Below are 23,693 nucleotides of genomic sequence, written 5' to 3' on the forward strand. Positions count from 1 at the left end.
GTACGGCAATGTACGGCGGCCGTCTATGCGATGGAGCCGGTCCAGAGGTTGCTGGCGGTGTTGTAGACCTCTGCCACCTGGCCGTCGAAGTACGGGGAGACGCCGGTGTCGTAGCGGTTGTCGCCGTCGGTGTCGGAGACGCTGATCGTGATGCCGGTGAGGTAGCCGATGCGGAGGTCGCTGCTGTAGCGGGACAGCCAGGAGGAGCCGAGGGAGCCTTCACCGGTGAACGGGGAGTCGACGCCGATGGGCTGGTCGGAGGGGAGGTCGGAGAGCGTCATGGTGAATGTCGATCCGGTGGACGATTCGAGGGTCTGGCCTGTGTAGGGCTGGGTTCCGTCGGGGTTGGGGCCGGCCGGGTAGCCGAAGACGTCCACCGAGGAGGCCGTCCTCTGGTTCCAGATGAAGCCCTGCCCGCCGACGTTGTCGACCAGCCTCCCGGTGTTGGTCAGCTCGCCGGCGGAGGACGAGACGACGCCGCCGTACACGTTCACGAAGGCGAAGTCGCGGTCGTAGTCCGTGGACGCGTAGAAGTCGAAATGGGTGACGGCCTGCTTTCCGACGTACAGGCCCCACGGGGTCGTGCCCTCGGAGTAGCCGGGAACGAAGGCCCACTTGTCGAGCGTGGTGCGACCGCTCTGGGTGTCGTACACGCAGTGACCGGCCGTGGCGACGACGTTGCGGTACTTCGACTGCATGGCGGTGCCCGTGCACCAGTGCGGCTGACCGTCGGCACCGACGAAGAACACCTTGCCCAAGGTCATGGGCGGTTGCCCCTCCTCTGAGAGCGGGCTCGGCACCGGCGCGACTACGCCGGGCTTGCCGTCCAGGACTACGTCGGTGGACCCGCGTTCTCCGTGGACCACGGTCTGCACGGCGTAGGGTGTGGCGTTCTTCAGGTTGGCGGCCCCGTCGGCGAGCCAGAACGCCGCGACCTGCTGAGCTGCAGTCACAGTGGAGGCCAGGGGGTCTGCCACCCAGCTCGAGGCCTGAGCCGGTGCGGAGACGACAGTGGAGCCCAGCAGACCCAAGCCGATGCCTAACGCGATCAGTGTGCGCCTCATAACAGATCTTCCCGTCCAGTCATAGGGCGTCCTTCATTGCCCCCGCCAGCATGGAAAATCGGCCTGGCTGATGAGCCCGGCCGACCAGAAGGAAGATCGTAACGCTTGCGAGATGTCCCGTAAAGAAACGATTAAGAGCGCCCGGCAATAGGGATCACTTCAGTCGCTTGGTCGTCGGGCGGGTGTCCCAGCGGTAACGCTTGCGGGCGCGTTGGATGAGTTGACGTATGGTGACGAGCGCGGCGGACAGGTACAGGTAGAAGTCCACCACACGTGGCCATCGTGGTGGACGCTCATCGTCATCGAAGTGCCACCACTCCTGTGTCGGTGCGGATGTAGAGGATTCCGTCGCCCGGCAGGACGGCCTGAGCGTCCTCGTCGAAGAAACTCTCGTCTTCCTGCGCCATCAGGACCTCATCGTAGACGTTGCCGATTGGATGGCCTGTCTCTACGGTCCAGCGGGCTTCACCGCTGCCGGTGCCGAACGCGCGGACCACACCGGACCTGTCGGCGATGTAGACCGCCCTCCCGGTGACAACGGGCGAGCTCACCACGTGCGGCTGTTCCAGCGGCCGCGCCGGGGTGAGCGGCGCCGACCACCGCAGATCGCCGGAGACACTGTCGATGGCCTGAAGATGCTTGTCCTCGCCGAAGGACCCAGGCGTCTGCGTGTCGAGAACAAAGACCATGCCGTCGGCCACGGCCAGGATCCGGTCGCCGCTCATCCGGGCCTTCGGCCGGTGCGAGCGGCGGTATTCGCCCGTCCTCGGGTCCATGCCCACAATGGCGTCGTCCACCTGCATCCACACCAAGCCCCCGGCGACCACCGGATGCGCGTGGGCGAACCCTGCGTTCTCCTCCCACCCGCCGCACTCGAACAGCACCTCGCCCGTCGATGGGTCGAATCCGACGATTCCGGACTGCTCGGAGCCGCTCCCCATGCCGAGCGTCGCGTAGGCGGTACCGTCAGGACCAAACGTCAGGCAAGCCCGCAGCCAGCCGTCGGATTCCACGCCGGTCTCGCGCCGTGCGCCCCGCCAGATCTCTGTCAGGTCCGGCAGCCGCAACGCCCGGGCCCCGGCCTCGACCTCGTGGATCAGGAGCAGGTCACCGGCGACGGTCGGTGTTCCTCCCCGCTCGATGGTGTGCACGACCTCTCCGGAACGTAGGTCGTGCACGTAGATCCAACGCGACGTCCGCCATTCCTCCACGAACACCCACGGCCCCCAGACCGCGGGGGTGGTAATGACGTAGACCAGCACGAAGATGATCGGCTGCAGCGTCACGTCGAGGAGCTGCTCGGGGGTGCGCAGGGTCTTGGCGTAGCTTCTCCTGAAGAGCGCGAGGCTGTGCCGTACGAGCCCGAAGGGACGTTCCGGGACGGGGCCGGTGCCTGCGCGCGTTCCGCGGTGAGCGTCATGCCGCCGCCTCCTGTCCGGTGTGGCGCCCGGTGAGCGTGAAGAAGACCTCGTCCAGGCTGGGCAGCCGGAGGATGAGTTCGGTGACCGCGATCCGTTCCTGGTCGAGCCGCCGCACGATCTCGGTGAACACGGCGTCCCCCTCGACGGGAACGGTGCCCCGCCGGGCGGCCAGATCGATCCCGGCGAGGGCGGTCGTCTTCCCGTAGCGTTTGACCAGCCCCTCTGCCTCGAAGGCAAGGGCCATGATGTCCTCCTCGGTGGTGGTGTCCTTCCACCACGCACCCTGGCCCGCCCGCATGTCAGGGACGGCACAGATCCATGTCAGCCGCCTGCCCGGCATGACACGGCCGCCGTCGGCCGGATGTGATGTTTTCGCTGAAGATAACACCTCGAGGACAGCGCCGCACGAACGGGACAAAAGCCCGCGATGCCTCTCTGTGCAGCCTTGGCCTGGTGGAGAGCCGGGGTCCACCGAGAGTCTCAGGGCGGCCCGCGTGCAGTTTATAACATGATATCTGTTGTTTTTATCAGACTCTTGACACTCAAAGGCTCTCCAGTGTTGTGTTTTTCACATAGGCACCCTCTCGCCGGTGAAACTCAGCGAGACGTCGCCCTGCAACGGGAAGAGCCAAGGAGCACGCATTGACATCCATCCCTCCCCGGAGGGAGGGGATTCCCACGGTCATCCGTGAGGCTTCCTGCTTCACCGCCGGTCGCCCGCCAGGAGGAATCTCCCTTGAGGTCTTACCCCGGCTCCACAGGCGTTTCACCTCTCCGCCGGCCCGGCGGCGAGGGCGTTGCCGATCACGCAGGCAGTGGCTTGGTTATCGCCACCGTCGAACATTTTACCGAATCGCGCGGTGCCGTGCCGCGTTTCCTCCCCCTGCCTGGGGGCGGGGTATCCACGCTCAAGGAGATTTGATGAAGACGGTCCCCTCACGTGCATTGCTGGTCACGGCCGCGGTGGCGGCGATAGCGACGGCAGCCGCCTGCTCGTCCGCCACGACGCCGGCGGGGTCGGGGGGAGGCGCCCAGAACGCGAAGGTCGCGTTCCTCATGCCGGACATCGCCTCGACGAGGTACGAGCTGTACGACGCGCCGCTGTTCAAGGCGGAGATGAGGAAGCTCTGCCCGAGCTGCGAGGTGCTGTACCAGAACGCCGGCTCCGATGCGGCGAAGCAGCAGCAGCAGGCCGACTCCGTCCTCGCCCAGGGTGTCAAGGCGATCGTCATCGACCCCGTCGACTCGGCGGCGGCCGCCACCATCGTCAAGTCGGCGCAGGCGCAGAAGGTTCCGGTCATCGCCTACGACCGGCCCATCCCGGCCGCCAAGGCCGACTACTACGTCTCGTTCGACAACGAGAAGATCGGTTCCCTGATCGCCCAGTCGCTCGTCGACCGCCTCAAGGAGAACGACGCCAAGGGCGGGATCCTCGTGGTCAACGGCTCACCCACGGACGCGGCGGCCGGACTGATCAAGAAGGGCATTCACAGCGCCGTCGACTCCAGCGGCCTGAAGCTGCTGGCCGAGTACGACACCCCGGGCTGGCAGCCGAGCAAGGCGCAGGAGTGGGTCAGCGGCCAGATCGCCCAGTTCCCCGGCCAGATCGCCGGTGTGGTCGCCGCCAACGACGGCACCGGGGGCGGCGCGATCTCCGCGTTCAAGGCCGCCGACACGCCGGTCCCCCCGATCAGTGGCAACGACGCCGAACTCGCCGCGATCCAGCGGATCGTCGCCGGCGACCAGTACAACACGATCTCCAAGCCCATCAGCATCGTCGCCGAGGCGGCGGCCGAGATCGCCAACGAGTTCGCCCAGGGGAAGACGCCCGCCGCGAAGACCACGCTCTTCGACACGCCCTCGCAGCTCTTCACCCCGACGGTGGTCACGCAGAAGAACCTGGCCGAGGAAGTGCTCGGGCCGGACGGGCCGTTCAAGGCCGCGGACGTCTGCACCCCGGCGTACAAGGCGGCCTGCGACAAGCTCGGGATCAAGTAGGACCGCCATGCCTCCATCCACGACCGACCCCATTCTGTCCCTGCGCGGCATCACCAAGTCCTTCGGGGCGGTGGCCGCGCTCACCGACATCGACCTCGACGTCGTCTCCGGCCAGGTCCTCGCCGTCGTCGGCGACAACGGCGCGGGGAAATCGACCCTGGTCAAGGTCCTGTCCGGTGTCCACACCCCCGACTCCGGGACCATCACCTTCGAGTCCGGGCAGATCGAGATCTCCAGCCCGGCGGACGCCCATCGGCTCGGCATCGCGACGGTCTTTCAGGACCTGGCCCTGTGCGAGAACCTCAACGTGATCGAGAACCTCTTCCTCGGGCATGAGGTCCGCGCGCTGCGCCTGGACGACGTGGCGATGGAGGTGCGCTCCTGGGAGCTGCTCCGCCAGCTCTCGGCCAAGATCCCGTCGGTGCGTGTCCCGGTCGCCTCGCTCTCGGGGGGCCAGCGGCAGACCGTCGCGATCGCCAGGTCCCTGCTCGCCGACCCCAAGGTGGTCATCCTCGACGAGCCGACCGCGGCCCTGGGCGTGGCGCAGACGGCCGAGGTCCTCAACCTGATCGAGCGGCTGCGCGACCACGGCCTGGGCGTGATCATGATCAGTCACAACATGGCCGACGTGAAGGCGGTCGCCGACAAGGTGGGCGTGCTCCGGCTGGGTCGCAACAACGGGATCTTCGACGTCGACGACGTCTCACCCGAGGACATCATCGCGGCGATCACCGGCGCGAGGGACAACGTGGTGGCGCAGCGTTCCGCGCGCCACCGGCAACCGGCGCCGACGTCCGCCGAGGAGGGATCCCACCCGTGACCACCGTCGACACCCCCACGGATCTGCAGGACGAGCGGCTGCGAGGCCGTACCGGCATACGCGGCGCGATCCCCCTCCTGGTCGACCGGGTCCGGAGCGGCGACCTCGGAGTCCTTCCCGTCGTCGCCGGGCTGGTCGTCATCTGGACCGTGCTGCAGGTCCTCAATCCCATCTTTCTGTCCAGCCCCAACCTGGTGAACCTCACGCTGGAGTGCGTGCCCGTGGGCATCATCGCCCTGGGCGTCGTGTGCATGCTGCTCGTGGGCGAGATCGACCTGTCCGTCGGCTCCGTCAGCGGCCTGTCGTCCGCGACCATGGCGGTGCTCTTCGTGGACCGCGGGCTTCCGGCCTGGGTGGCCGTCCTGGCCGCCGTGCTCCTGGGATGCGCGATGGGCTGGATCTACGGGCAGATCTTCAATCGGTTCGGGGTGCCGAGCTTCGTCATCACCCTGGCCGGACTGCTGGGCCTGCTCGGCGTGCAGCTCTACGTGCTCGGCGCGAAGGGCTCGATCAACCTGCCGTTCGACTCGGGGCTGGTGACCTTCGCCCAACTGGCCTTCGTGCCGCCGTGGCTGTCCTACGTCCTCGTCGTGCTGGCCGCGGCTGGACTGTTCGCCAGCGGATACGCCCACGCCCGGGCACGCCGGCGGGCGTCCCTGTCCGCAGTGTCGACGCGGTTCCTCCTCGTGCGCAGTACGGCGCTGCTGGCCGGACTCGGCCTGGTCGTGTACTACCTCAACCAGACACGGGGCGTCGGCTGGATGTTCGTCCTCTTCCTGGTGCTGGTCCTGGCGATGCACTACATGCTGGCGCGGACGAAGTTCGGCAAGTCGATCTACGCCGTCGGCGGCAACGCGGAGGCGGCTCGCCGGGCCGGCATCAACGTGAAGGCCGTCTACACCTCCGCCTTCGTCCTGTGCACCACGCTCGCCGCCGTCGGCGGCGTCTTGGCGGCGGCCAGGCTGGCGGCGGTCAACCAGAGCAGCGGCGCCGGGGACGTCAACCTCAACGCGATCGCCGCGGCGGTCATCGGCGGGACGAGCCTCTTCGGAGGCCGGGGCACCGCCTTCGCCGCGCTGCTGGGCATCGTGGTGATCCAGTCCATCTCCAGCGGGCTGACCCTGCTCAACCTCGACTCGTCCTTCAGATTCATGGTCACCGGCGCGGTCCTGCTGCTCGCCGTGGCTCTGGACTCCGTGGCGCGCAGATCGAGGGTGTCCCACGGCAGGGCGTAGCCGTCCACGGGGGCGTGCTCCGGGACGGCGCGCCGGAGCACGCCCCGAGGACGCCGGCCCTCGGGACGGAACGCGGCGAATGACCGGGCTCCGGGTTGCTCGGGCCGTACGGAGCGCGCTCGCGCTGGTGCTGATCGGGGGCGCGGCGGCGGCCGGCTCCCCGGTGATGGGCGAGGTCGTCTATTGCTCCTCCCTGTCCACGGGCAACGTGATGTCGATGAGCTGCGTCGACGCGCAGGGGAAACCGGCCCCGGAGACCGAGGCGGGGATCCGCGCCCGAATCCTCACCCCGGGCCAGGCGCGTGCCGCCGGTTGCGAGCCCGTGGAATGGGACGACGGCTCGCGGCCGTCCGCCGACGACCTGTACGCCTCGCTGCTCCGCCATGACGGGGCCGACGGCAACTGGGGCGCCGGGTTCCAGCTGCCGATGTCGCAGGGGCTGTCGGATCTGGACGACATCTTCACCATGAGGTCCTACAACTGCCGTGATCTCGTGATGGAGGGACCACCCGAGGCGGCCGATCCAGAACACGGGAGATGGCACGGGAGCCTGCTGCCCTTCGCCGCGACGGGGAAGGGGAGGGAGTTGTTCATCGACCCCCGGACCGGCCGTGTCGGTGAGTCCACGTGGAACGAGAACCTCCGCTACGACGGCCCGATGGGCTGGCCCTCCTACCTCGCCCTGCTGGAGGCCGTGGCCGATTCGATGGAGAAGGGCACGGCCCTGCGCGACTGGTACCCGGCCGTCACATCGGGCTGCGAGCTGCGCTGGGCCGATGAGCCCGCGGACCTGGCCCCGAGTGGCTGCGCCGGTGCCCCCCGCCCGTCACCGACACCGACACCGACCGCCGAACCGACACCGGAGAGGCTCACTCCCGCGCAGGCCCGCGCCAGCGGATGCCGTCCGGCGCGGCGCCCGCCCGTCGTGCGGAGTCCTGATCCGGCGGTCGCCTCCCGGACGGACGCCGTGTGGCGGCGTATCGAGCGCTGGCTGGCGCGCAGAGCTCCCGCCACCTATCGGACGCTGCAGCCCCCGGCGCGTGTCCGCGTCATCGCCAAGGCGGAGGCGGCCATGGGACGGCCACCTGATCCCGTTCGCGGACGCTGGAGGGAGACGTCGCCTGGCCGTCCTATCTCGCCCTGCTCAGGGCGACCGCGGAATCCCTGGAGACCGGCAGGCCGATCCGCGGCTGGCGGCCGAGGGTGAGGAAGGGAACGCTGGACTGGGAGTCGACACGGTGAAGGGCGGGGCCCACCGGTGAGCGGTCCGGCGGGAGGCCGGTGGTTACCATCAAGACTGTGGCCGCTCGGGGGATCGCCGTCACACGGGGCAACCACGGTCCGCGGCCACGACACCTGCGAGACCATCGAGGAGACTCCGATGGACGGATCCAGACTCCAGGAGCTCGTGGACCGGGTCGTGCTGGACATGGGGGCCGCGTTCGGAGCGGCGACGGTCGTCCTCGGCGATCGGCTCGGCCTGTGGAAGGCCATGGCCGGGGCGGGACCACTCGGCGCCGGTGAGCTGGCCCGGCGCACCGGCACCCGGGAGCGGCTCGTCACCGAGTGGCTCGCCGCCCAGGCCGCCGCGGGATACGTCTCCTATTCCCCTGAGGGGGGCGTCGACGAGAGCGGCACGTACACGCTGACCGAGGAGCAGGCGACGGTGTTCGCCGACGGCTCCAGCCCGGTCTTCATGACAGGGCTCGCCGAATTGATCTCGTCGGTCTATCGCGACGAGGCCAAGCTCGTGGACGCGTACCGGGGCGGCAAGGCCCTGGCCTGGGGCGACCACGACCCGGCGCTGTTCAACGGCACCGAACGGTTCTTCCGCCCCGGATACGCAGCCAACCTGCCGGGCGACTGGATCCCCGCACTCGACGGGGTGCGGGACAGGCTGGTCGCCGGAGCCCGGGTGGCCGACGTCGGCTGCGGGCACGGCGCCTCGACCCTGGTACTGGCCCAGGCCTATCCGGCGGCGCGCCTCACCGGCATCGACTCCCACGGGCCCTCGATCGCGCGGGCCCGCGAGCTGGCCGTACAGGCCGGGGTGACGGACCGGGTGACCTTCGAGACGGCCTGCGCCGACGACTACCCCGGCACCGGCTACGACCTGGTCTGCCTGTTCGACTGCCTGCACGACATGGGAGATCCCGTCGGCGCCCTGCGGCACGTCCACACGACCCTCGCCCCTGACGGCACCGTGCTGCTGGTCGAGCCGTTCGCGCACGGCCGGTTGCCGGACGACCTCACCCCGGTGGGCCGGCTCTTCTTCAACGCCTCCGCCACGATCTGCGTGCCCGGCGCGCTCTCCCAGGGGGCGACCGGGGCGCTGGGTGCCCAGGCCGGGCGGGAGCGGTTGTTCGACGTGGCCCGGGAGGCGGGTTTCACCCGGATGCGCCAGGCGACCGCCACCCCGTTCAACCTGGTGCTGGAGCTGAAACCCTAGCGGGCGGGCCGAGCTCGCCGTTCCACGTCGGTCGCCCGCCGAGCTGGGGCATGAGCAGGACCGGTACGCTGAACATCAGCATGGCCAGTCCCGTCCCCTGCGCAGCGGCGCCGTTGACGCCCTGGAGGTAGGTGGGCAGGTCACCATGCCGGCGGGCCCGGCCGCGACGGAGAGGCCGGCCAGGGCCCAGGCTCTGAAGACATTGCGTGAGACCGCGTCTGCTCCCTGGTCACTCGTGTCATGACCCAAGAGGACGCGCCGCCGTCCTAGCCGTCCCGGCGCCCGTCCGTGCCGGAGAGGACGAACCGCCGGCCCAAGGGGCGCCAGGCCACGGCCGTGAGCACGGCCATCACCGCCGCCGACACCCAGAAGGGTCCGGCGATGCCGAGCCAGCGGGCGATGGGCCCGCCGACCAGGGCGCCCAGCGCCGAACCGCCGACGGCGAACATCATGTACACGCTCTGCACCCGGCCACGCAGCGCGTCGGGCACGGTCCGCTGGCGCAGCGTCACGCTGACCGCGCCGAAGACCGATCCGTGGACGCCGAAGGCGAGCAGGACGGGCCCGGCGACCCACACCGTGGTGGCGAGCGCCAGCCCGACGTGCGTCAGCGTCTCGATGACCAGGCCGGCCTGGAGCAGCAGCGAGCCGGAGAATCTTCTCTGGAGCCGAGGGGCGATCATCGCACCGGCGAGCGAGCCGGCCGCGGACGCGCTGATGAGGAGGCCGTAGCCGTACTCGTCGAGGCCGAGGCGCTCACGGCTGTAGAGGACGAGGATCGAGAAGCCGGCGATGAGCGTGACGTTCATCAGGCACAGGGCGAGCGTGAGCATCCGGAGCGCGGAGTGGTTCCAGAGCCAGCGCATGCCCTCGCCGATGTCGGCGCGCACGGACCGCCGCTCGGCCGGAGCGGCCTGCCGTACGCCGCGCAGGGTGGAGATCAGTACGGCGGCCAGCGCGAACGTCACGGCGTTGATCCCGAACGGCAGTGCCGCCGCCACCACGAACAGGGCGGCGCCCAGCGGCGGCGCGGCGAACTGGTTGACCGCGAAGAACACGGTGTGCATGCGCGCGTTGGCGCGGGGGAGATCCTCCGACTTCACGACCATCGGGACGAGCGTGCCCGAGGCGTTGTCGCCGAGGGTCTCGCACGTGCCGAGCAGGAACCCGGCGGCGTAGATGACCGGGATCGTCGCCACGTCCCGCCACACCGCCAGCGCCAGCACACCCACGATCAGACCGCGGAGCACGTTGACCACCACGATCAGCCGACGGCGGTCGAGGCGGTCCACGAAGACACCGCTGACCAACGAGAACAACACCCAGGGCAGTTGCTGGACGAACACGGCCAGGCCGACCAGCACCGGGTCGTCGGTGACCGAGGCGACGAGCAACGGCGCGGCGGCCGCCGCTATGCCGTCGCCGACGTTGGAGACGGCGGTGGCCGCCCACAACGTGTTGAAGTTCCTGCCGAGTCCTGCCACCTTCTGCGCTCCTGTCGCCTGGATGCGTAGAAGTATGGCGTGCTGAGATGCGGTGAAGCAGGACAGGAAGAACGAAATACGCAGATTTGCGTAGGCGATTCGCTCTCAGCCGAGTCCGGAAAACCTGTGGCCGCGCGCCGCGCCTCTTCCCGGCCTCGGTAGCGTGTGACGGCCCGGAGCCCGTCCGGGAACCGCGCCGCCGATCGGCCGGATCGCCGAATCCACGAGGAGTCTCGTCCATGACCGGGTTCACGCTTCCCGACGGTGATTACGGTGTCCCCGGTTCGCTGGCCCGGGTGCTGGCCGACGTCGCGGCCGAGCGGGTCGCTCAGGACGCCATGTGGGGGTGGCAGGAGCATCCGGACGGCACCGGGCCGGAGCGTACGGCGGCGGCGGACCGGGCCAAGCGTGATCTGGAGGAGGCGAAGGCCGGGGAAGGGGTGACCTGGCGGCACATCCTGCACGAGGAGGTGCTGGAGGCGTTCGCCGAGGACGACCCGGAGGCGTTGCGCGCGGAGCTGGTTCAGGCGGCGGCGGTCGCGGTCAAGTGGATCCAGGCCCTGGACCAGCGCGCCGATCCCGGGCCGGCCGCCATCGACCACTCCTCCCGTCCCGCTGATCCCGGCCCCATCGCCACCGGCCGTTCCCGTCCCGCCGAGGTGGCGCCTTCCCGTCCGGCGGCCGGAGATCGGTTCCGGGCCGTTGTCGACGTGCACGTGCTTCTCGTCCGCGACGGTGCGGTGCTGCTCGCCCGCCGGGCGAACACCGGGTACGGCGACGGCCGCTGGCATCTGCCCAGCGGACATCTGGAGGAGGGCGAGAACGTGACCGAGGCGGCGATCAGGGAGGCCCGCGAGGAGGTCGGCGTGACGATCGCCCCGGAGCGTCTTGTCTTCGCCCACGTGATGCACCGCGCGCCGGACCGGGTCGGGCTGTTCTTCACCGTGGAGCGCTGGGACGGCGAGCCGTACAACGCCGAGCCGCACAAGTGCTCGGAGATCGGCTGGTGGCCGCTGGACGGGTTGCCGCCGGACACGATCGACTACCCCGCGGCGGCTGTCCGGGCCATCGTCGCCGGCCGGGGCCTCGCGTTGCACGGCTGGCCGCAGAGCGGCTCTCTCCGGTGAAGAAGGCCGGGCCGCGCACTGTCCTGTTTAAGCTTGGTGGCCGTGACGAAACTGAGCAAGGCGGAACTGGACGCGTTGGTCGAAGAGGCCACCGTCGACGCCTACGACGAAGACGAGCAGCTTGCCGGGTTCCACGTCATGATTGCCGACAACCTGGCGCTGCCGTTCCAGACGACCGTCCTGGGGGCGGAGGTCACCGTAAAGGAGATTGATCTGTTCTGCGGGAGCGGGATCGTCGCGATCTGCGCTCGCGGGTCACATCGGCAGGCGATCGGCATCCTCGACCTTCCGCTGCCGACTCCGCGCCCCGAAGGCTCGGAGTGGATCGACGCCTACCGGCACTGGGAGTCCTGACGATGAGCGAATACCAGTACTACCAGTTTCTGGCGGTGGACCGTCCCCTGGACGCCCGTCAGCAGGCCGAGGTCCGTGCGCTGTCCACCCGGGCCCGGATCACCGCGACCAGCTTCACCAACGAATACCACTGGGGAGACTTCCGCGGTGATCCGCGCCGGATGATGGAGCGCTACTACGACGCCCATCTGTATCTGGCCAACTGGGGCACTCATCGGGTGATGCTCCGGCTGCCGCGAACGCTCCTCGACATGGACGTCGCCGAGCAGTACTGCGCCGGAGACCAGGTGACGGCATGGGTTGCGGGCGAGCATCTCATCCTTGACCTGACCAGCGAAGACGAGTCGGGCGAATGGGATGAGTACGCGGAGGACTCCCTGTCGGCCATCATCGGTGTCCGGGCCGAACTCGGCGCCGGGGATCTGCGACCTCTCTACCTGGCCTGGCTGTCGGCCTTCGGTGCGTGGGAGCGTGATGAGGACGCCTTCGACTACGCCGATGAGGACGGACTCGAACCTCCGGTGCCGGCGGGGCTGGGGTCGTTGAGCGCGGGGCAGCAGGCCTTGGCCGATTTCCTCCGCATCGACGCTGATCTGCTCGCTGTCGCTGCCGAGGCGAGTCCGGCGCCGGCCGCCGTGCGAGACGATCCGCGCGAGCTGGCCACGTGGATCGCGGGCCTGACCGAGGCGGATAAGGCTGAACTGTTGCTGCGGGTCGTCGGGGACCAGGCGGCTCAGGTCCGGGCGGAACTGCTGCGCCGGTTCCGCGGCGAACCCAAGAACGACTACGGTGATCTTCCCCGGCGTAGCGTGGCCGAGCTGCTGGATGCCGCGGCGGAACGCCGCCAGGAGCGCGAACGCCGTGCCGCGGTCAGGCGGGCCGAGGAGGAGGCCCGTCGCGAACGGGAGCGGGCCCTGGCCCGGGAGAAGCGGCTGGAAGCGCTGGCCCGGGATGAGGACGGAGCGTGGCTGCGCGTCGAAACGATGATCGGCACCAAGAAGGCGGGCGAGTACGACGCGGCCGTCGAGCTGCTCAAGGACCTGCGGACCGTCGCCCAGCGTGCCGACCGTCTCGACGGGTTCACGCGGCGCTTCACGCTCCTGCGGCAGGAGCATCTGCGTAAGCCCAGCCTCATGGCGCGTTTCGACCACGCCGGGCTCGCCGATCCGCCTACCGGCTGACGAGGAGTCGGCGGCGTCGGCTGACGACGGCCGAGGTAGATCAACCGACGAGCGGCGGCGTCGATGCTCGCGGGCGGCTCGGCCCGGTTACCGTGGGAGAGGTGGATGAGAACCGGGCACGGCGGGTCGTCGACACGTTGCGCGAGCGCGGCATAGACGCTCACCTGGCGAGAGTCGGCGTATATCAGTTCGGGGTGCGCGTGTTGCTGCCCGGCGGGCGCGAGGCGGACTGGGACACCGACGGCACCGCGGGCCTCGAAGCCCAGGTGATGCGGAACGGGATGCTGGTCGGCTTCGTCCCCGTGGTCGAGGGGTCGGAGGACTTCGACGAGGAGCAGGTCGTCGACGCCATCGCGCGGACCGACTACGACCGGCCCATCGCCCGGCAGCGCGCGGTGGCGCCGCCGCCGGCCGAGCCCCTGCCCCGCCTGGGCGGGCTCTTCCGCCGCTTCCTCGACGGCTTCCGCTACCGGTGACGGAGGAGGGGCCATGTCGATGCGGCCGGTGGACATGCGTCTCCATCGCGCCTCGAGCGGAGACTCCGAGTGGCTTCAGGCGGTTCTCGACCGGGTCGGCCGTGGCTCCGGGTCACGGGCCGGCCTCGAGCCGGACGGCATGCTCGCTCTCCGGCGGGAGTGGGGGCGGTGAATATGACCGGAGGCGCTTCTCCCGAAGATCTCGTCCGGGCCATCCGGGCGGCGGGCGCCCGCGATGAGCGTCTGCTCGAGGCCGTACGGGCGACGCCGCGAGCGGGATTCGTCCCCGCGGACCAGGTCGTGGTCGCCTACGAGGACGAGCCCATCCCCATCGGGCACGGGCAGGTGACCACGCAGCCTTCGCTGTCGGCAAGGATGATCGAAGGCCTCGGTGTCGCCGGGGGCGACCATGTGCTGGAGATCGGCACCGGCCTCGGCTTCCAGACCGCGCTGCTCGCTCGCCTGGCCGCCGATGTCGTGACCATCGAGCGGTGGCCGGATCTGGCCCGGCAGGCACGGTGGAATCTCGCCCGGCACGGGGTCGGCAATGTCGAGTTGCTCATCGGGGACGGCAGCCGCGGTGTGCCGGATCACGCTCCGTACGACGGCATCCTCGTGTCGGCCGCGTTCCCCGAGGTCCCCCCGCCGCTGGTCGAACAGCTCCGGCTCGGCGGCCATCTCGTGCAGCCGATCGGATCGGGCGGGCAGGAGGAGGTCGTACTGTTCCAGCGCACCGTGACCGGGCTGGAGCGTCGGCAGGTCCTCACACTGGCCAGGTTCGTCCGCCTCCACGGACGGTACGGCTTCCCGGACTGAGAGCGTCGGTCGACCGGGACCATGCGAGAGGCCAATGCCGGAGGGCGGCCTCCGTACCCCGGGCGTGATGCCGCAAGGCCGGGGCGCGGATGGAAGCGATCCCCGGCCCCGCGTGCGAGCGGCGCCGGACCGGCCGGTCAGAGCCAGAAGGTGTCGTGGCGGAATTGAACTCCTCTCCGGCCCTCAGGCCGGGGAGGAGTTCAATCGGTCAGTACCTCCACCGTGCCGCGCTCGCCGTCCACCCGGATGCGGTCGCCGTCGCGTAGCCGCATGGTCGCGTTGCCGGTGCCGACCACGGCCGGGATGCCGAGCTCACGCGCGACGATCGAGGCATGGGAGAGGGGCGCGCCCATGTCGGTGACGACGGCGGCGGCGCGGGGGAACATCGGGGTCCAGCCGATGTTGGTCAGCGTCGTCACCAGGATCTCCCCGGGGGCGAGCCTGTCGCCGTCCTCGGGACCGGCGATGACGCGGGCGATGCCCTCGACGACGCCGGGCGCGCCGGGGAAACCGGCCACCGTTTCGCTCACCGGGGCGCTGCCGCCCCGGGCGTCGAAGATGTCGCCGCGCCGGTCGGGATCGGCGGCCCAGCGGACCGGGTCGAAACGGCCGACGATCAGCGTGGGATAGGCGGGCAGGGCCGCGTAACGCTCGTGGGTGGCCCGTCGGACCGCCACCTGTGCGAGCGGGGTGCCGTCGCCGCGCAGGACGGCGAGGATCTCCTGGATCGACAGGAAGAACAGGTCGTCACCGTGCGCGGTGAGTTCCCCGGCCCGCTGGACGAAGGCGCGCAGCGCCCAGAAGGCCCGGATCACCTCCGAGCGGGTGTCCTCCCGGTCGCGGACGATCGCGTTCCACCGCCGCACCTGCTCGCGTGTCTTCGCCGCCTTGCCGGGATGACGCCGCTCGAACCGCTCCCAGGCCGCCTCGCCGGCCTTCCGCTGATGGGAGAGCAGCGCGTCCGCCTGGTGCAGGGGGTCGGTCATGGCCGCGAGCTGCGCGTCGATCCACTCCGGGTCCTCGCCGGGGCGGGGGAGGGAGACCTCGAACTCGTGCGCGCCGCGGTGCCCGTAGGTGCGGGCGAACGTCTCCCGGTCGATCTCACCCTTCGCGAGCTTCCCCAGGCCGACGATCGGCCCGAGGCTGGCCAGCTCCCCGTCGGCGTTGGCCCCGGTGAGCATGGCCTCGGCGTCGGTCTCGCCCGCCAGCTTGCGCAACCTGTCACGGGTCATGACCAGGGCGGCGCCGCCCTGCCGTCCGGCGGCCTCCAGCATCTGGCAGGCCTCGACGAAGTGCGGCAGCAGCTCCCGCTCCCACAGCGTGGTCAGCTCGTCCGTCGTCGTGGCCGTGGCGGCCCGCTCGCGCAGCGTCGTGCACCGCCGCTGTGCGGTGGCGAGGAAGCCGGGCATCTTCGCGGCGTTGGCCGCCACCCGCCTGCGCAGGGTGAAGACGAGCGGCAGCACGCTCTTGACGATCTGCCAGCGTGAGGTGGGCAGCAGCGGCACGTCCAGGCCGGGCGGGAGCTTGCCGAAGACCTGCTCGATCGCGCCGAGCCTGCTCCCCATGCCCATCGCCCTGGCAATCGAGAACGCGATGCTCAGGTTCATGTAGAAGCGGCCGCCGATGTTGCCGACCAGGCTGAAGCCGGGCATGGTGGAGGTGGACATGGCCTCACGGATGAAGATCTGGACGAGCGACCAGGTGCAGGGGGTCATCACGTCGGGGATGGCCTCGCCGAGGTTCGCGCCGGTCCACAGGCAGTCGCCGGTCAGGCTGTCGTTCCACTCCTCGACCTGCTGTCTGAGCCGGGTGATCGGGCGGGCCTGCACGATGGAGAAGGTCCCGTCGTGGACGGCCCACTCGACGTCCATGGCCGTGCCGTACAGTTCCTCGATCTCCATGCCGAGCCGCGCGAGCCGTACGGCCTGCGCCCGGTCGAGCACGGGACGGCGGCGCAGTTCCTCGGGCACCGGTTCCTCGTGCGTGCCGCCGGGCGTGCGGACCGTCATGACGGTCTTGTCGCCCACGTGCTCATCGACGACCTCGCCGCCGGCCTTGCCGATCACGACGGTGTCGGGCGTCACCTGCCCGCCGACGACGGCCTCGCCGAGGCCCCAGGAGGCGTTGATCACGACGCGGTCGCGCGCGCCGGTGACCGGGTCCGCGGTGAACAGGACGCCCGCCGCATCGGCGGGCACCAGCTCCTGGACGACCACCGCCAGCGCCACCTCGTCGTGCGGCACGCCGTTCCCGGTCCGGTAGGCGATGGCGCGCGCGGTCCAGAGCGAGGCCCAGCAGCGCCTGACCGCGTCCAGCAGGGCGTCGCCGCGGATGTTGAGATAGGTGTCCTGCTGCCCGGCGAACGACATGTCGGGAAGGTCCTCGGCGGTGGCGGACGACCGCACGGCGACCGGCACGTCGTCGCCGAGCCTGGCGTAGGCGGCGAGGATCTCCTCGGCGGTCTCCTGTGGCATCTCGCGCCCGGCGAACAGCGCCGCGATCCGCTGGGCGGCCTGCTCGGGGAGCGTGTCCGACACGGCCCGCATGATCTCGTCGTGCAGCCCGCCCGCGTGGACGAAGTCCCGGTAGGCGCCGGTGGTGACGTGGAAGCCGCCGGGGACCGGCAGGCCCGCGCGCGCCAGCCGGGCCAGCGAGGCGCCCTTTCCGCCTGCCAGGGCGAGATCGGCTGCCTCATCGGGGAGGGGGAGGACGTTCACCGTGCATTCTCCTCAGAGCCGAGGGAGGCGCGCAGTTTTCGCTGCGCGGTCTCCACGGCGAAGTCAACGAAGTCCAGGGTCGCCCGCGCGATCGCGCGGGTGCTCTCCGCCGTCATCGGGCCGTCGGCCTCCATCGTGCGGCTTCCGGCGTCGGCGAGCAGCTCCGCCAGCCGCTCGTTGGACATGCGGTACTTCTCGGGCATCATCTGCGGCACGAGGAGGAATCCGTACAGGATGGAGACCAGCGCGGTCACATGCTCGGCGGGCGAGAGGTCGGTCCGCAGGGCGCCGTGTTCCAGCAGCGCGCCAAGGTAGGTCTCGAAGCCGGAACGCAGGCCGGCGCTGATCTCGCCGTCCCGTTTCATCCGCGTGAGCTTGCCCAGCACCTCCGAGTCGCCGAGCAGGACCGCCCTCATCAGGGGCCTGTTCATGACCTCGGAGGCCAGCAGCCTGAGCAGGTCGCGCAGCGTGCCGGGGCTGTCCTCGACGCGCCGCCGCACCTCGTTGAGCATCGCGACCCGCTCCCGGCGCAGCAGCGCGGCGAACAGCTCCTCGCGTGTCCTCCAGTGCAGGTAGATCGTGCCCTTGGCGACCCCGGCCCGCCGGGCGATGTCCTCGATGGTGGTCTTGTCGTAACCCCAGCGCAGGACCAGGTCCGTCGCGGCGTCCAGGATGCGGTGCGCCCGTTCCAGGTGGTGTGAGGCGTCCTTGGGTGGCCGCCCCACCCTTCTGGCCTGTGGCTTCATCGTCCGTGCTCAATCATCCGCAGAAGTTTGACCAAATGACATTATCTGGTCATTTAATTGATAGCACACTGTGGACGGGGACACCAGAGAGAGGGGCGGCGAAGGGCTCAGCGCAGGATGAGCACGCTCCCGGCACGGGGGATGAGCTCGCCGATCACCGGGGCGCCCGGGATCTCCCCGGCGAGGAGCAGCCCGCCGGAGGTCTGCGCGTCGGCGAGCAGCAGGCGGGTCTCCTCGTCGGACTGCCCGAAGTCGGTGTGCGGCGCGACCCAGTCCAGGTTCCGGCGCGACCCACCGGGGACGTAGCCGTCCCGCACGGCCTCGCGCGCCCCCGCGAGGTACGGCACGGCCGCCGCGTCGACGACCGCCGTCACCCCGGAGGCCCGCGCCAGCTTGTAGAGGTGGCCGAGCAGTCCGAAGCCGGTCACGTCGGTGGCGCACGCGATGCCCGCCTCGACGGCGGCCTGGCCCGCGGCGGCGTTCAGCCGGGTCATCGTCTCGACCGCCTCGGGGAAGACCTCCCCGGTCGCCTTGTGCCGGTTGTTGAGCACGCCGAGACCGAGGGGCTTGGACAGGCTGAGCGGCAGGCCGGGACGGCCGGCGTCGTTGCGGAGCAGCCGGGCGGGATCGGCGACACCGGTCACCGCCATGCCGTACTTGGGCTCGGGATCGGTGATGCTGTGTCCCCCGGCGAGATGGCAGCCGGCCTCGGCGGCGACGGCCGCGCCGCCGCGGAGCACCTCGCGGGCGAGGTCGTAGGGGAGGGTGCCGGTGGGCCAGCAGAGCAGGTTGAGCGCGACCAGCGGCCGTCCGCCCATCGCGTAGACGTCGGAGAGCGCGTTGGCGGCGGCGATCCTGCCCCAGTCGAAGGGGTCGTCGACGACGGGGGTGAAGAAGTCGACGGTGCTCACGATGGCCACACCGTCCCGGAGACGGACCACTGCGGCGTCGTCCCCGGTCTCCAGGCCGACGAGCAGCTCGCCGGGTGCGTCGCGGGGTGGGGCGACGCCGAGCCCGGCGAGCGTCTGCTCCAGCTCACCCGGTGGGATCTTGCACGCGCATCCGCCGCCCTGGGCGTACTGCGTCAGTCGTCGGTCCATCGGTTCTCCTCGGAAAGGTCATGAGGGGTGTGCGACCGCGACGTCGCCGACCCGGCCGTCGTCCCGATCTTTCCCGACCCGCCCGTACGGCGTCACCCCGAATGCGGGGTGTCCGCCCGGCCCGTTCGCCTGCCGCCGCGGCGCGAGGCCGTCCGCGCCGTGATCCGGAAGTGTGAAATCTCCGGATCGCCGTGTCGGAAGCCCTGGCAGGGGAATCGGATCATGCATGGCATCTCCCACTCCTCATGCCGGACAGGTATCCCTCAAAAGGGCCATCGGCCCCAAGCTCCTCATCCTCTTCATCGTCGGCGACATCCTCGGCACCGGCGTCTACGCCCTCACCGGCAAGGTGGCCGGCAAGGTCGGCGGGGCCCTGTGGGCGCCGTTCCTGATCGGGTTCGTCATCGCCCTGCTGACGGCGATGTCCTATGTCGAGCTCGTGACGAAGTATCCGCGGGCGGCCGGCGCCGCCCTCTACACCCAGCGTGCCTTCCGGACGCCGTTCCTGACGTTCATGGTGGCGTTCGCGGTCATGTGCTCCGGGCTCACCTCGGCGAGCGCGGCGGCGCGCGCCATCGGGGGCGACTACCTGAAGGAGTTCCTCACGGTGCCCGCCGTCATCGTCGGGATCGTCTTCATCGTGGCGGTCGCGCTGCTGAACCACCGCGGCGTCTCGGAGTCGGTGAAGACCAACATCGTGTTCACGGTCATCGAGCTGACCGGGCTCGTGGTCATCATCGCCATCGGCGTGTACGCGATCGTCACCGGTGCCGGAGAGCCGTCCAGGCTGACCGAGTTCCGCACCGACCAGGATGGCGGCCTGTTCCTCGCGCTGCTCGGCAGCACGGCTCTGGCCTTCTTCGCGTTCGTCGGGTTCGAGGACTCGGTGAACATGGCCGAGGAGACCCAGGACCCCTCGCGCAACTTCCCCCGGGCGATCTTCCTCGGAGTGGCGATCACCAGCGTGATCTACATCCTCGTCGCCATCACCTCCTCACTCCTGGTCGACTACCGGGTCCTGGAGAAGTCGTCGGGGCCGCTGCTGGAGGTGGTCAAGGCCGGTGGGATCAGCTTCCCGCCCAAGCTCTTCGCGCTGATCGCCATGTTCGCGGTGGCCAACTCCGCGCTGATCAACATGATGATGGCCTCCCGGCTGGTGTACGGCCTGGCCGGCGAAGGGGTCGTGCCGCGCGCGCTGGGCTGGGTCGATCCGCGCCGCCGCACACCGGTGATCGGCATCGTCTTCACCACGGCGCTCGCCATCGCCCTGATCTCGACGGGAGAGATCGCCGGCCTCGGCGACACCACCGCCTTCCTGCTGCTGTGCGTCTTCGCGGTCGTGAACGTGGCCGTCCTCGTGCTCCGCGGGGACACCGTGGAACACGCGCACTACCAGGTGCCGACGGCCCTGCCCGTGCTCGGCGCCGTCCTGGCCGTCGTGCTGGCCAGCCCCCTGACGGGCCGCCCCGCCGAGGTCTACATCCGGGCGGGTGTCCTGATGGGTATCGGCCTCCTCCTGTGGGTGGTCAACTGGCTGGTGACCCGGGGCCGCCAGGGCACCCCCGCCGCCGAGGGGTAGCGGCCCACGGGTCAGGCGGTGCTTCGGACGCGGGCGTCGGGTGTGAACTCGACGTACTCGACGACCACCCCTCCCGCGTGCCGGAGAGGGCGGGGCACCTCGGGGCGACGGCGGAGTCCCGGACTCCTGAGCGGGCGGAGCGGTCCGGGCGCCGGGCGCTCCGCGCACCATGTCTGTCCTCGTAGAGGGCCGTGCGATCCGGCCGACCGGCGTGGGCTCCGGCGTTGAGTCGCCTGGCCGGCGCCCTTTTTGGGGCAGCCAATGTCATCTATTGGCCATTTAATGCGTGTCATCGGCTACATACAGGACATTTCACTAACAACTGGAAATTCTGTCTGGCATTCGAGGGCTCGGCAATCGCCGGCCGCGGGGCAGGCCACACGGTCCGCGGGCGCCGGAGCCGGCGGCCGGCCGGCCGGTGACCGATTCTCGCCTCCAGGGCGGTCCACAGAAAGGGCGAGCCGTACAGCTTCCGGAAGGGCGTACATGGCGAACCCCAGAAAACTTCCTGAAATCGTCGGTGAACTGGCCGCCGAGTTCGCGGGGACCATGATCCTGATCCTGTTCGGGGTAGGGGTCGTCGCCCAGGTGGTCGCCGGCGGCATCGGCGACCACGACAGCATCGCGTGGGCGTGGGGACTGGGCGTCACCCTGGGCGTCTACACCGCCGGCCGGCTCAGCGGGGCGCATCTCAACCCGGCGGTCACGGTCGCCCTCGCGGCCTTCAAGGGCTTCTCCTGGCACAAGGTGCTGCCCTACTCCCTGGCCCAGATCGCCGGCGCGTTCGTGGCGGCCCTGATCGTGCGGTGGAACTACTCCGAGGTCCTCGCCAAAGTCGACCCCGGGTTCACGGTCAAGACCCAGGGCGTCTTCTCCACCCTGCCGGGCAACGGAGAACTGCCGGTCGGCACCTGGGGCGGGTTCCGCGACCAGATCATCGGCACCGCGATCCTGCTCTTCCTCATCCTCGCCGTCACCGACCTGGGCAACTCCCCGCCCGGGGTCAACCTCGCGCCCTTCGTCGTCGGCCTGATCGTGGTGGCGATCGGCATGGCCTGGGGCACCGACGCCGGCTACGCCATCAACCCGGCGCGTGACTTCGGGCCCCGGCTCGCGTCGTTCCTCACCGGCTACGCGACGGCCTGGCGAGATCAGTACGGCCAGCTCTATTTCTGGGTGCCCATCGTGGCGCCACTGATCGGCGGCGTGCTGGGCGCCGCCCTGTACGAGCTGCTCATCGGCCGGTTCCTGCCGGGCGCCGAGGAGACCGAACGCGGCCGTTTCCCCAGCGAGCCCGAGCCCGGCCTTCTCCCCAGCGGGCCCGACTGAACCGCCGGGCCCCGCCTTCACAGGAAGACCGCGCTCGCCCTGAACGAGAGGAACTCCTACCGTGAAATCTGCAGCACTGGGACCGCGGAACCGTACGACGGCACTCCGGGAGATGAGCGAGAACACCTACGACGTGCTCGTCATCGGCGGCGGGATCGTCGGCGCCGGAGCAGCGCTCGACGCGGTGTCCCGCGGCCTGTCGGTCGCGCTGATCGAGGCCCGGGACTGGGCGTCCGGCAGTTCGAGCCGGTCCAGCAAACTGATCCACGGCGGCCTGCGCTATCTCGAACAGCTGGACTTCCGGCTCGTCCGGGAGGCGCTCAAGGAGCGCCACCTGTTGCTCACCCGGCTGGCCCCCCATCTCGTCCACCCCGTCCCGTTCCTCTTCCCGCTCACGCACCGGATCTGGGAACGGTTCTACATCGGGGCCGGCATGACTCTGTACGACGTCCTGGGCGGCCTGCGCTCCGTCGTCCCCCGCCACAGGTATCTCAACCGCCGCCGCGCCCTGCAGGAGGCGCCCGGTCTGCGCTCCGACGCGCTCATCGGGGCGTTGCAGTACTTCGACGGGCAGACCGACGACGCGCGGATGACCCTGGCGGTCGTGCGGACGGCCGCGGCATACGGTGCCGTCGTCGCCAGCCGGGCACGCGCGACCGAACTGCTCCGCGAGGGGGAGCGCGTCACCGGGGCACGCGTGCTGGATATGGAGAGCGGCCAGGAGATCACCGTGCGCGCCCGTCAGGTGATCAGCGCCACCGGCGTCTGGACCGACCAGGTCCTGGAGATGGCCGGCGTCGGGGGAACCCCCACCGTGAAGCCGTCGAAGGGCGTCCACATCGTCGTGCCGCGCGAGGCGATCGACCTCCGCGGCGCCATGATCCTCCGGACCGAGAACAGCGTGCTCTTCGTGATCCCGTGGGGACGGTACTGGGTCATCGGGACCACGGACACGCAGTGGAGCCTCGACCAGGACCACCCCGTGGCGAGCCGCGCCGACATCGACTACCTGCTCGACCACATCAACACGGTGCTGCGCCGGCCGCTGACCCGCGACGACATCGAAGGCGTGTACGCGGGGCTCCGCCCCCTGATCTCCGGCAACGCCGCGAACACCGCGAAGCTCTCGCGCGAGCACCTGGTCGCGGCTCCTGTCCCGGGCCTCGTGATCGTCGCCGGCGGTAAGTACACCACCTACCGGGTGATGGCCAAGGACGCCGTCGACATGGCGGTGCGGGATCTCGGCGACGCCGTACCGGAGTCCGTCACCGAGCGGGTGCCGCTCCTCGGCGCGACCGGGTACGGAGCGCAGTGGAACCGCCGGCGCCGCCTCGCGGCGCGCTCCGGGCTGAGCGTCCTCACCGTGGAGCGCCTCCTGCGCCGCTACGGCTCGGACGTCGACGAGGTGCTGGACCTCCTCGCCGCCGACCCCACCCTGGGGCAGCCGATCCACGGAGCCCCGAGCTACCTGAGGGCCGAGGTCGTCTACGCGGCGTCGCACGAGCAGGCGCTGCACCTGGAGGACGTGCTGGTCCGTCGCACCCACATCTCCATCGAGGAACGGGACCGGGGGCTGGCCGCCGTGTCCGAGGTGACCGCCCTCATGGCCCCGGTCCTGGACTGGGACGACCACACGCTGCGGCGTGAAACGGAGAACTACCGGCTGCACGTCGAGGCGGAGCTCGCCGCGGAGAGACAACCCGACGACGTCACGGCCGAGGTGATCCTGCACGACGTCCCGGAGCCGCCGGCCTTCTCCGGCGCCGCCGACACGAGCCTTTAGCGTTCCGCCGCGCC

Annotated in this window: 20 protein-coding genes and 1 pseudogene; 13 read left to right on the plus strand and 8 right to left on the minus strand. The window is 70.2% G+C overall.

The window, feature by feature from the left end:
- Positions 1-23 precede the first annotated feature (23 nt).
- From FHR32_RS25940 to FHR32_RS47360, 4 genes and pseudogenes are all read right to left on the minus strand, one after another.
- Positions 24-1,064, minus strand: a complete 1,041-nt coding sequence (locus tag FHR32_RS25940; RefSeq protein ID WP_184757134.1) for a trypsin-like serine peptidase — start codon at positions 1,062-1,064, stop codon at positions 24-26.
- 154 nt (positions 1,065-1,218) lie between these two features.
- A pseudogene (locus tag FHR32_RS25945) lies at positions 1,219-1,335 on the minus strand (IS5/IS1182 family transposase); the annotation flags it as partial.
- A 28-nt stretch (positions 1,336-1,363) separates the two neighbouring features.
- Positions 1,364-2,350 (minus strand): outer membrane protein assembly factor BamB family protein, encoded by a 987-nt coding sequence (locus FHR32_RS25950; RefSeq protein WP_184757136.1) that lies wholly within the window; start codon positions 2,348-2,350, stop codon positions 1,364-1,366.
- Positions 2,351-2,480: 130 nt separating this feature from the next.
- Positions 2,481-2,783: a hypothetical protein gene (locus tag FHR32_RS47360; protein ID WP_221466210.1), complete on the minus strand. Its 303-nt coding sequence runs from the start codon at positions 2,781-2,783 to the stop codon at positions 2,481-2,483.
- Positions 2,784-3,406: 623 nt separating this feature from the next.
- On the opposite strand from FHR32_RS47360, the gene FHR32_RS25960 reads away from it, so the two are divergent.
- The 5 genes from FHR32_RS25960 to FHR32_RS25980 all read left to right on the plus strand — a co-directional run bounded on the left by FHR32_RS25960 (position 3,407) and on the right by FHR32_RS25980 (position 8,987).
- Positions 3,407-4,483: a substrate-binding domain-containing protein gene (locus tag FHR32_RS25960; RefSeq protein WP_184757138.1), complete on the plus strand. Its 1,077-nt coding sequence runs from the start codon at positions 3,407-3,409 to the stop codon at positions 4,481-4,483.
- Positions 4,484-4,490: 7 nt separating this feature from the next.
- Positions 4,491-5,303, plus strand: a complete 813-nt coding sequence (locus FHR32_RS25965; RefSeq protein ID WP_184757140.1) for an ATP-binding cassette domain-containing protein — start codon at positions 4,491-4,493, stop codon at positions 5,301-5,303.
- On the plus strand, positions 5,300-6,538 hold the full coding sequence (locus FHR32_RS25970) for a sugar ABC transporter permease (RefSeq protein WP_184757141.1): 1,239 nt from the start codon (positions 5,300-5,302) through the stop codon (positions 6,536-6,538). Before FHR32_RS25965 ends, FHR32_RS25970 begins: the two co-directional genes overlap by 4 nt.
- A gap of 79 nt (positions 6,539-6,617) precedes the next feature.
- The gene (locus tag FHR32_RS25975; protein WP_184757143.1) at positions 6,618-7,745 is read left to right on the plus strand and encodes an SMI1/KNR4 family protein; all 1,128 of its coding nucleotides are present in this window, start codon (positions 6,618-6,620) and stop codon (positions 7,743-7,745) included.
- Between the two features lie 174 nt (positions 7,746-7,919).
- Positions 7,920-8,987, plus strand: a complete 1,068-nt coding sequence (locus FHR32_RS25980) for a class I SAM-dependent methyltransferase (RefSeq protein ID WP_184757145.1) — start codon at positions 7,920-7,922, stop codon at positions 8,985-8,987.
- 266 nt (positions 8,988-9,253) lie between these two features.
- On the opposite strand, the gene FHR32_RS25985 is transcribed toward FHR32_RS25980, so the two are convergent.
- Positions 9,254-10,471: an MFS transporter gene (locus FHR32_RS25985; RefSeq protein ID WP_312882699.1), complete on the minus strand. Its 1,218-nt coding sequence runs from the start codon at positions 10,469-10,471 to the stop codon at positions 9,254-9,256.
- Positions 10,472-10,710: 239 nt separating this feature from the next.
- Between FHR32_RS25985 and FHR32_RS46775 the strand changes: the two genes are divergently transcribed.
- The 5 genes from FHR32_RS46775 to FHR32_RS26010 all read left to right on the plus strand — a co-directional run bounded on the left by FHR32_RS46775 (position 10,711) and on the right by FHR32_RS26010 (position 14,425).
- Positions 10,711-11,598, plus strand: coding sequence for an NUDIX hydrolase (locus FHR32_RS46775; protein WP_312882700.1), 888 nt, complete (start codon positions 10,711-10,713; stop codon positions 11,596-11,598).
- A 42-nt stretch (positions 11,599-11,640) separates the two neighbouring features.
- Entirely contained in the window at positions 11,641-11,952 is a 312-nt protein-coding gene (locus FHR32_RS25995) for a calcium-binding protein (RefSeq protein WP_184757146.1), read from the plus strand.
- A 2-nt stretch (positions 11,953-11,954) separates the two neighbouring features.
- On the plus strand, positions 11,955-13,133 hold the full coding sequence (locus FHR32_RS26000) for a hypothetical protein (protein WP_184757147.1): 1,179 nt from the start codon (positions 11,955-11,957) through the stop codon (positions 13,131-13,133).
- A gap of 101 nt (positions 13,134-13,234) precedes the next feature.
- A complete protein-coding gene (locus tag FHR32_RS26005; protein WP_184757149.1) occupies positions 13,235-13,609 on the plus strand; it encodes a hypothetical protein in 375 nt (124 codons plus the stop codon).
- A gap of 174 nt (positions 13,610-13,783) precedes the next feature.
- Positions 13,784-14,425, plus strand: a complete 642-nt coding sequence (locus tag FHR32_RS26010) for a protein-L-isoaspartate(D-aspartate) O-methyltransferase (protein WP_184757828.1) — start codon at positions 13,784-13,786, stop codon at positions 14,423-14,425.
- 200 nt (positions 14,426-14,625) lie between these two features.
- Here the strand turns inward: FHR32_RS26010 and FHR32_RS26015 are convergent, their stop codons facing one another.
- From FHR32_RS26015 to selD, 3 genes are all read right to left on the minus strand, one after another.
- Positions 14,626-17,142, minus strand: coding sequence for a PEP/pyruvate-binding domain-containing protein (locus tag FHR32_RS26015; RefSeq protein ID WP_184757151.1), 2,517 nt, complete (start codon positions 17,140-17,142; stop codon positions 14,626-14,628).
- Complete coding sequence (locus FHR32_RS26020; RefSeq protein WP_184757153.1) at positions 17,139-17,888, minus strand: TetR/AcrR family transcriptional regulator; 750 nt, start codon at positions 17,886-17,888, stop codon at positions 17,139-17,141. Before FHR32_RS26020 ends, FHR32_RS26015 begins: the two co-directional genes overlap by 4 nt.
- Before the next feature lie 107 nt (positions 17,889-17,995).
- Positions 17,996-18,988, minus strand: a complete 993-nt coding sequence (selD, locus tag FHR32_RS26025; RefSeq protein WP_184757154.1) for a selenide, water dikinase SelD — start codon at positions 18,986-18,988, stop codon at positions 17,996-17,998.
- A 226-nt stretch (positions 18,989-19,214) separates the two neighbouring features.
- On the opposite strand from selD, the gene FHR32_RS26030 reads away from it, so the two are divergent.
- The 3 genes from FHR32_RS26030 (at position 19,215) to FHR32_RS26040 (ending at position 23,679) form a co-directional block, all read left to right on the plus strand.
- The gene (locus tag FHR32_RS26030; RefSeq protein WP_184757156.1) at positions 19,215-20,567 is read left to right on the plus strand and encodes an APC family permease; all 1,353 of its coding nucleotides are present in this window, start codon (positions 19,215-19,217) and stop codon (positions 20,565-20,567) included.
- A 486-nt stretch (positions 20,568-21,053) separates the two neighbouring features.
- Positions 21,054-21,896, plus strand: a complete 843-nt coding sequence (locus FHR32_RS26035; protein ID WP_184757158.1) for an MIP/aquaporin family protein — start codon at positions 21,054-21,056, stop codon at positions 21,894-21,896.
- A gap of 112 nt (positions 21,897-22,008) precedes the next feature.
- Positions 22,009-23,679: a glycerol-3-phosphate dehydrogenase/oxidase gene (locus FHR32_RS26040; protein WP_221466212.1), complete on the plus strand. Its 1,671-nt coding sequence runs from the start codon at positions 22,009-22,011 to the stop codon at positions 23,677-23,679.
- Positions 23,680-23,693 lie beyond the last annotated feature (14 nt).

It is taken from the genome of Streptosporangium album, from assembly GCF_014203795.1.
Lineage (GTDB): Bacteria > Actinomycetota > Actinomycetes > Streptosporangiales > Streptosporangiaceae > Streptosporangium > Streptosporangium album.

Bases quoted from the DNA above. Each gene is read 5' to 3' on its own strand.
- FHR32_RS25940 (WP_184757134.1), bottom strand. From the start codon at position 1,064: ATGAGGCGCACACTGATCGCGTTAGGCATCGGCTTGGGTCTGCTGGGC.
- FHR32_RS26030 (WP_184757156.1), top strand. From the start codon at position 19,215: ATGGCATCTCCCACTCCTCATGCCGGACAGGTATCCCTCAAAAGGGCC.
- FHR32_RS25960 (WP_184757138.1), top strand. From the start codon at position 3,407: ATGAAGACGGTCCCCTCACGTGCATTGCTGGTCACGGCCGCGGTGGCG.
- FHR32_RS26020 (WP_184757153.1), bottom strand. From the start codon at position 17,888: ATGAAGCCACAGGCCAGAAGGGTGGGGCGGCCACCCAAGGACGCCTCA.
- FHR32_RS46775 (WP_312882700.1), top strand. From the start codon at position 10,711: ATGACCGGGTTCACGCTTCCCGACGGTGATTACGGTGTCCCCGGTTCG.
- FHR32_RS25975 (WP_184757143.1), top strand. From the start codon at position 6,618: ATGACCGGGCTCCGGGTTGCTCGGGCCGTACGGAGCGCGCTCGCGCTG.
- FHR32_RS25980 (WP_184757145.1), top strand. From the start codon at position 7,920: ATGGACGGATCCAGACTCCAGGAGCTCGTGGACCGGGTCGTGCTGGAC.
- FHR32_RS47360 (WP_221466210.1), bottom strand. From the start codon at position 2,783: ATGCGGGCGGGCCAGGGTGCGTGGTGGAAGGACACCACCACCGAGGAG.
- FHR32_RS26010 (WP_184757828.1), top strand. From the start codon at position 13,784: ATGACCGGAGGCGCTTCTCCCGAAGATCTCGTCCGGGCCATCCGGGCG.
- FHR32_RS26035 (WP_184757158.1), top strand. From the start codon at position 21,054: ATGGCGAACCCCAGAAAACTTCCTGAAATCGTCGGTGAACTGGCCGCC.
- FHR32_RS26040 (WP_221466212.1), top strand. From the start codon at position 22,009: ATGAGCGAGAACACCTACGACGTGCTCGTCATCGGCGGCGGGATCGTC.
- FHR32_RS26000 (WP_184757147.1), top strand. From the start codon at position 11,955: ATGAGCGAATACCAGTACTACCAGTTTCTGGCGGTGGACCGTCCCCTG.
- selD (WP_184757154.1), bottom strand. From the start codon at position 18,988: ATGGACCGACGACTGACGCAGTACGCCCAGGGCGGCGGATGCGCGTGC.
- FHR32_RS25965 (WP_184757140.1), top strand. From the start codon at position 4,491: ATGCCTCCATCCACGACCGACCCCATTCTGTCCCTGCGCGGCATCACC.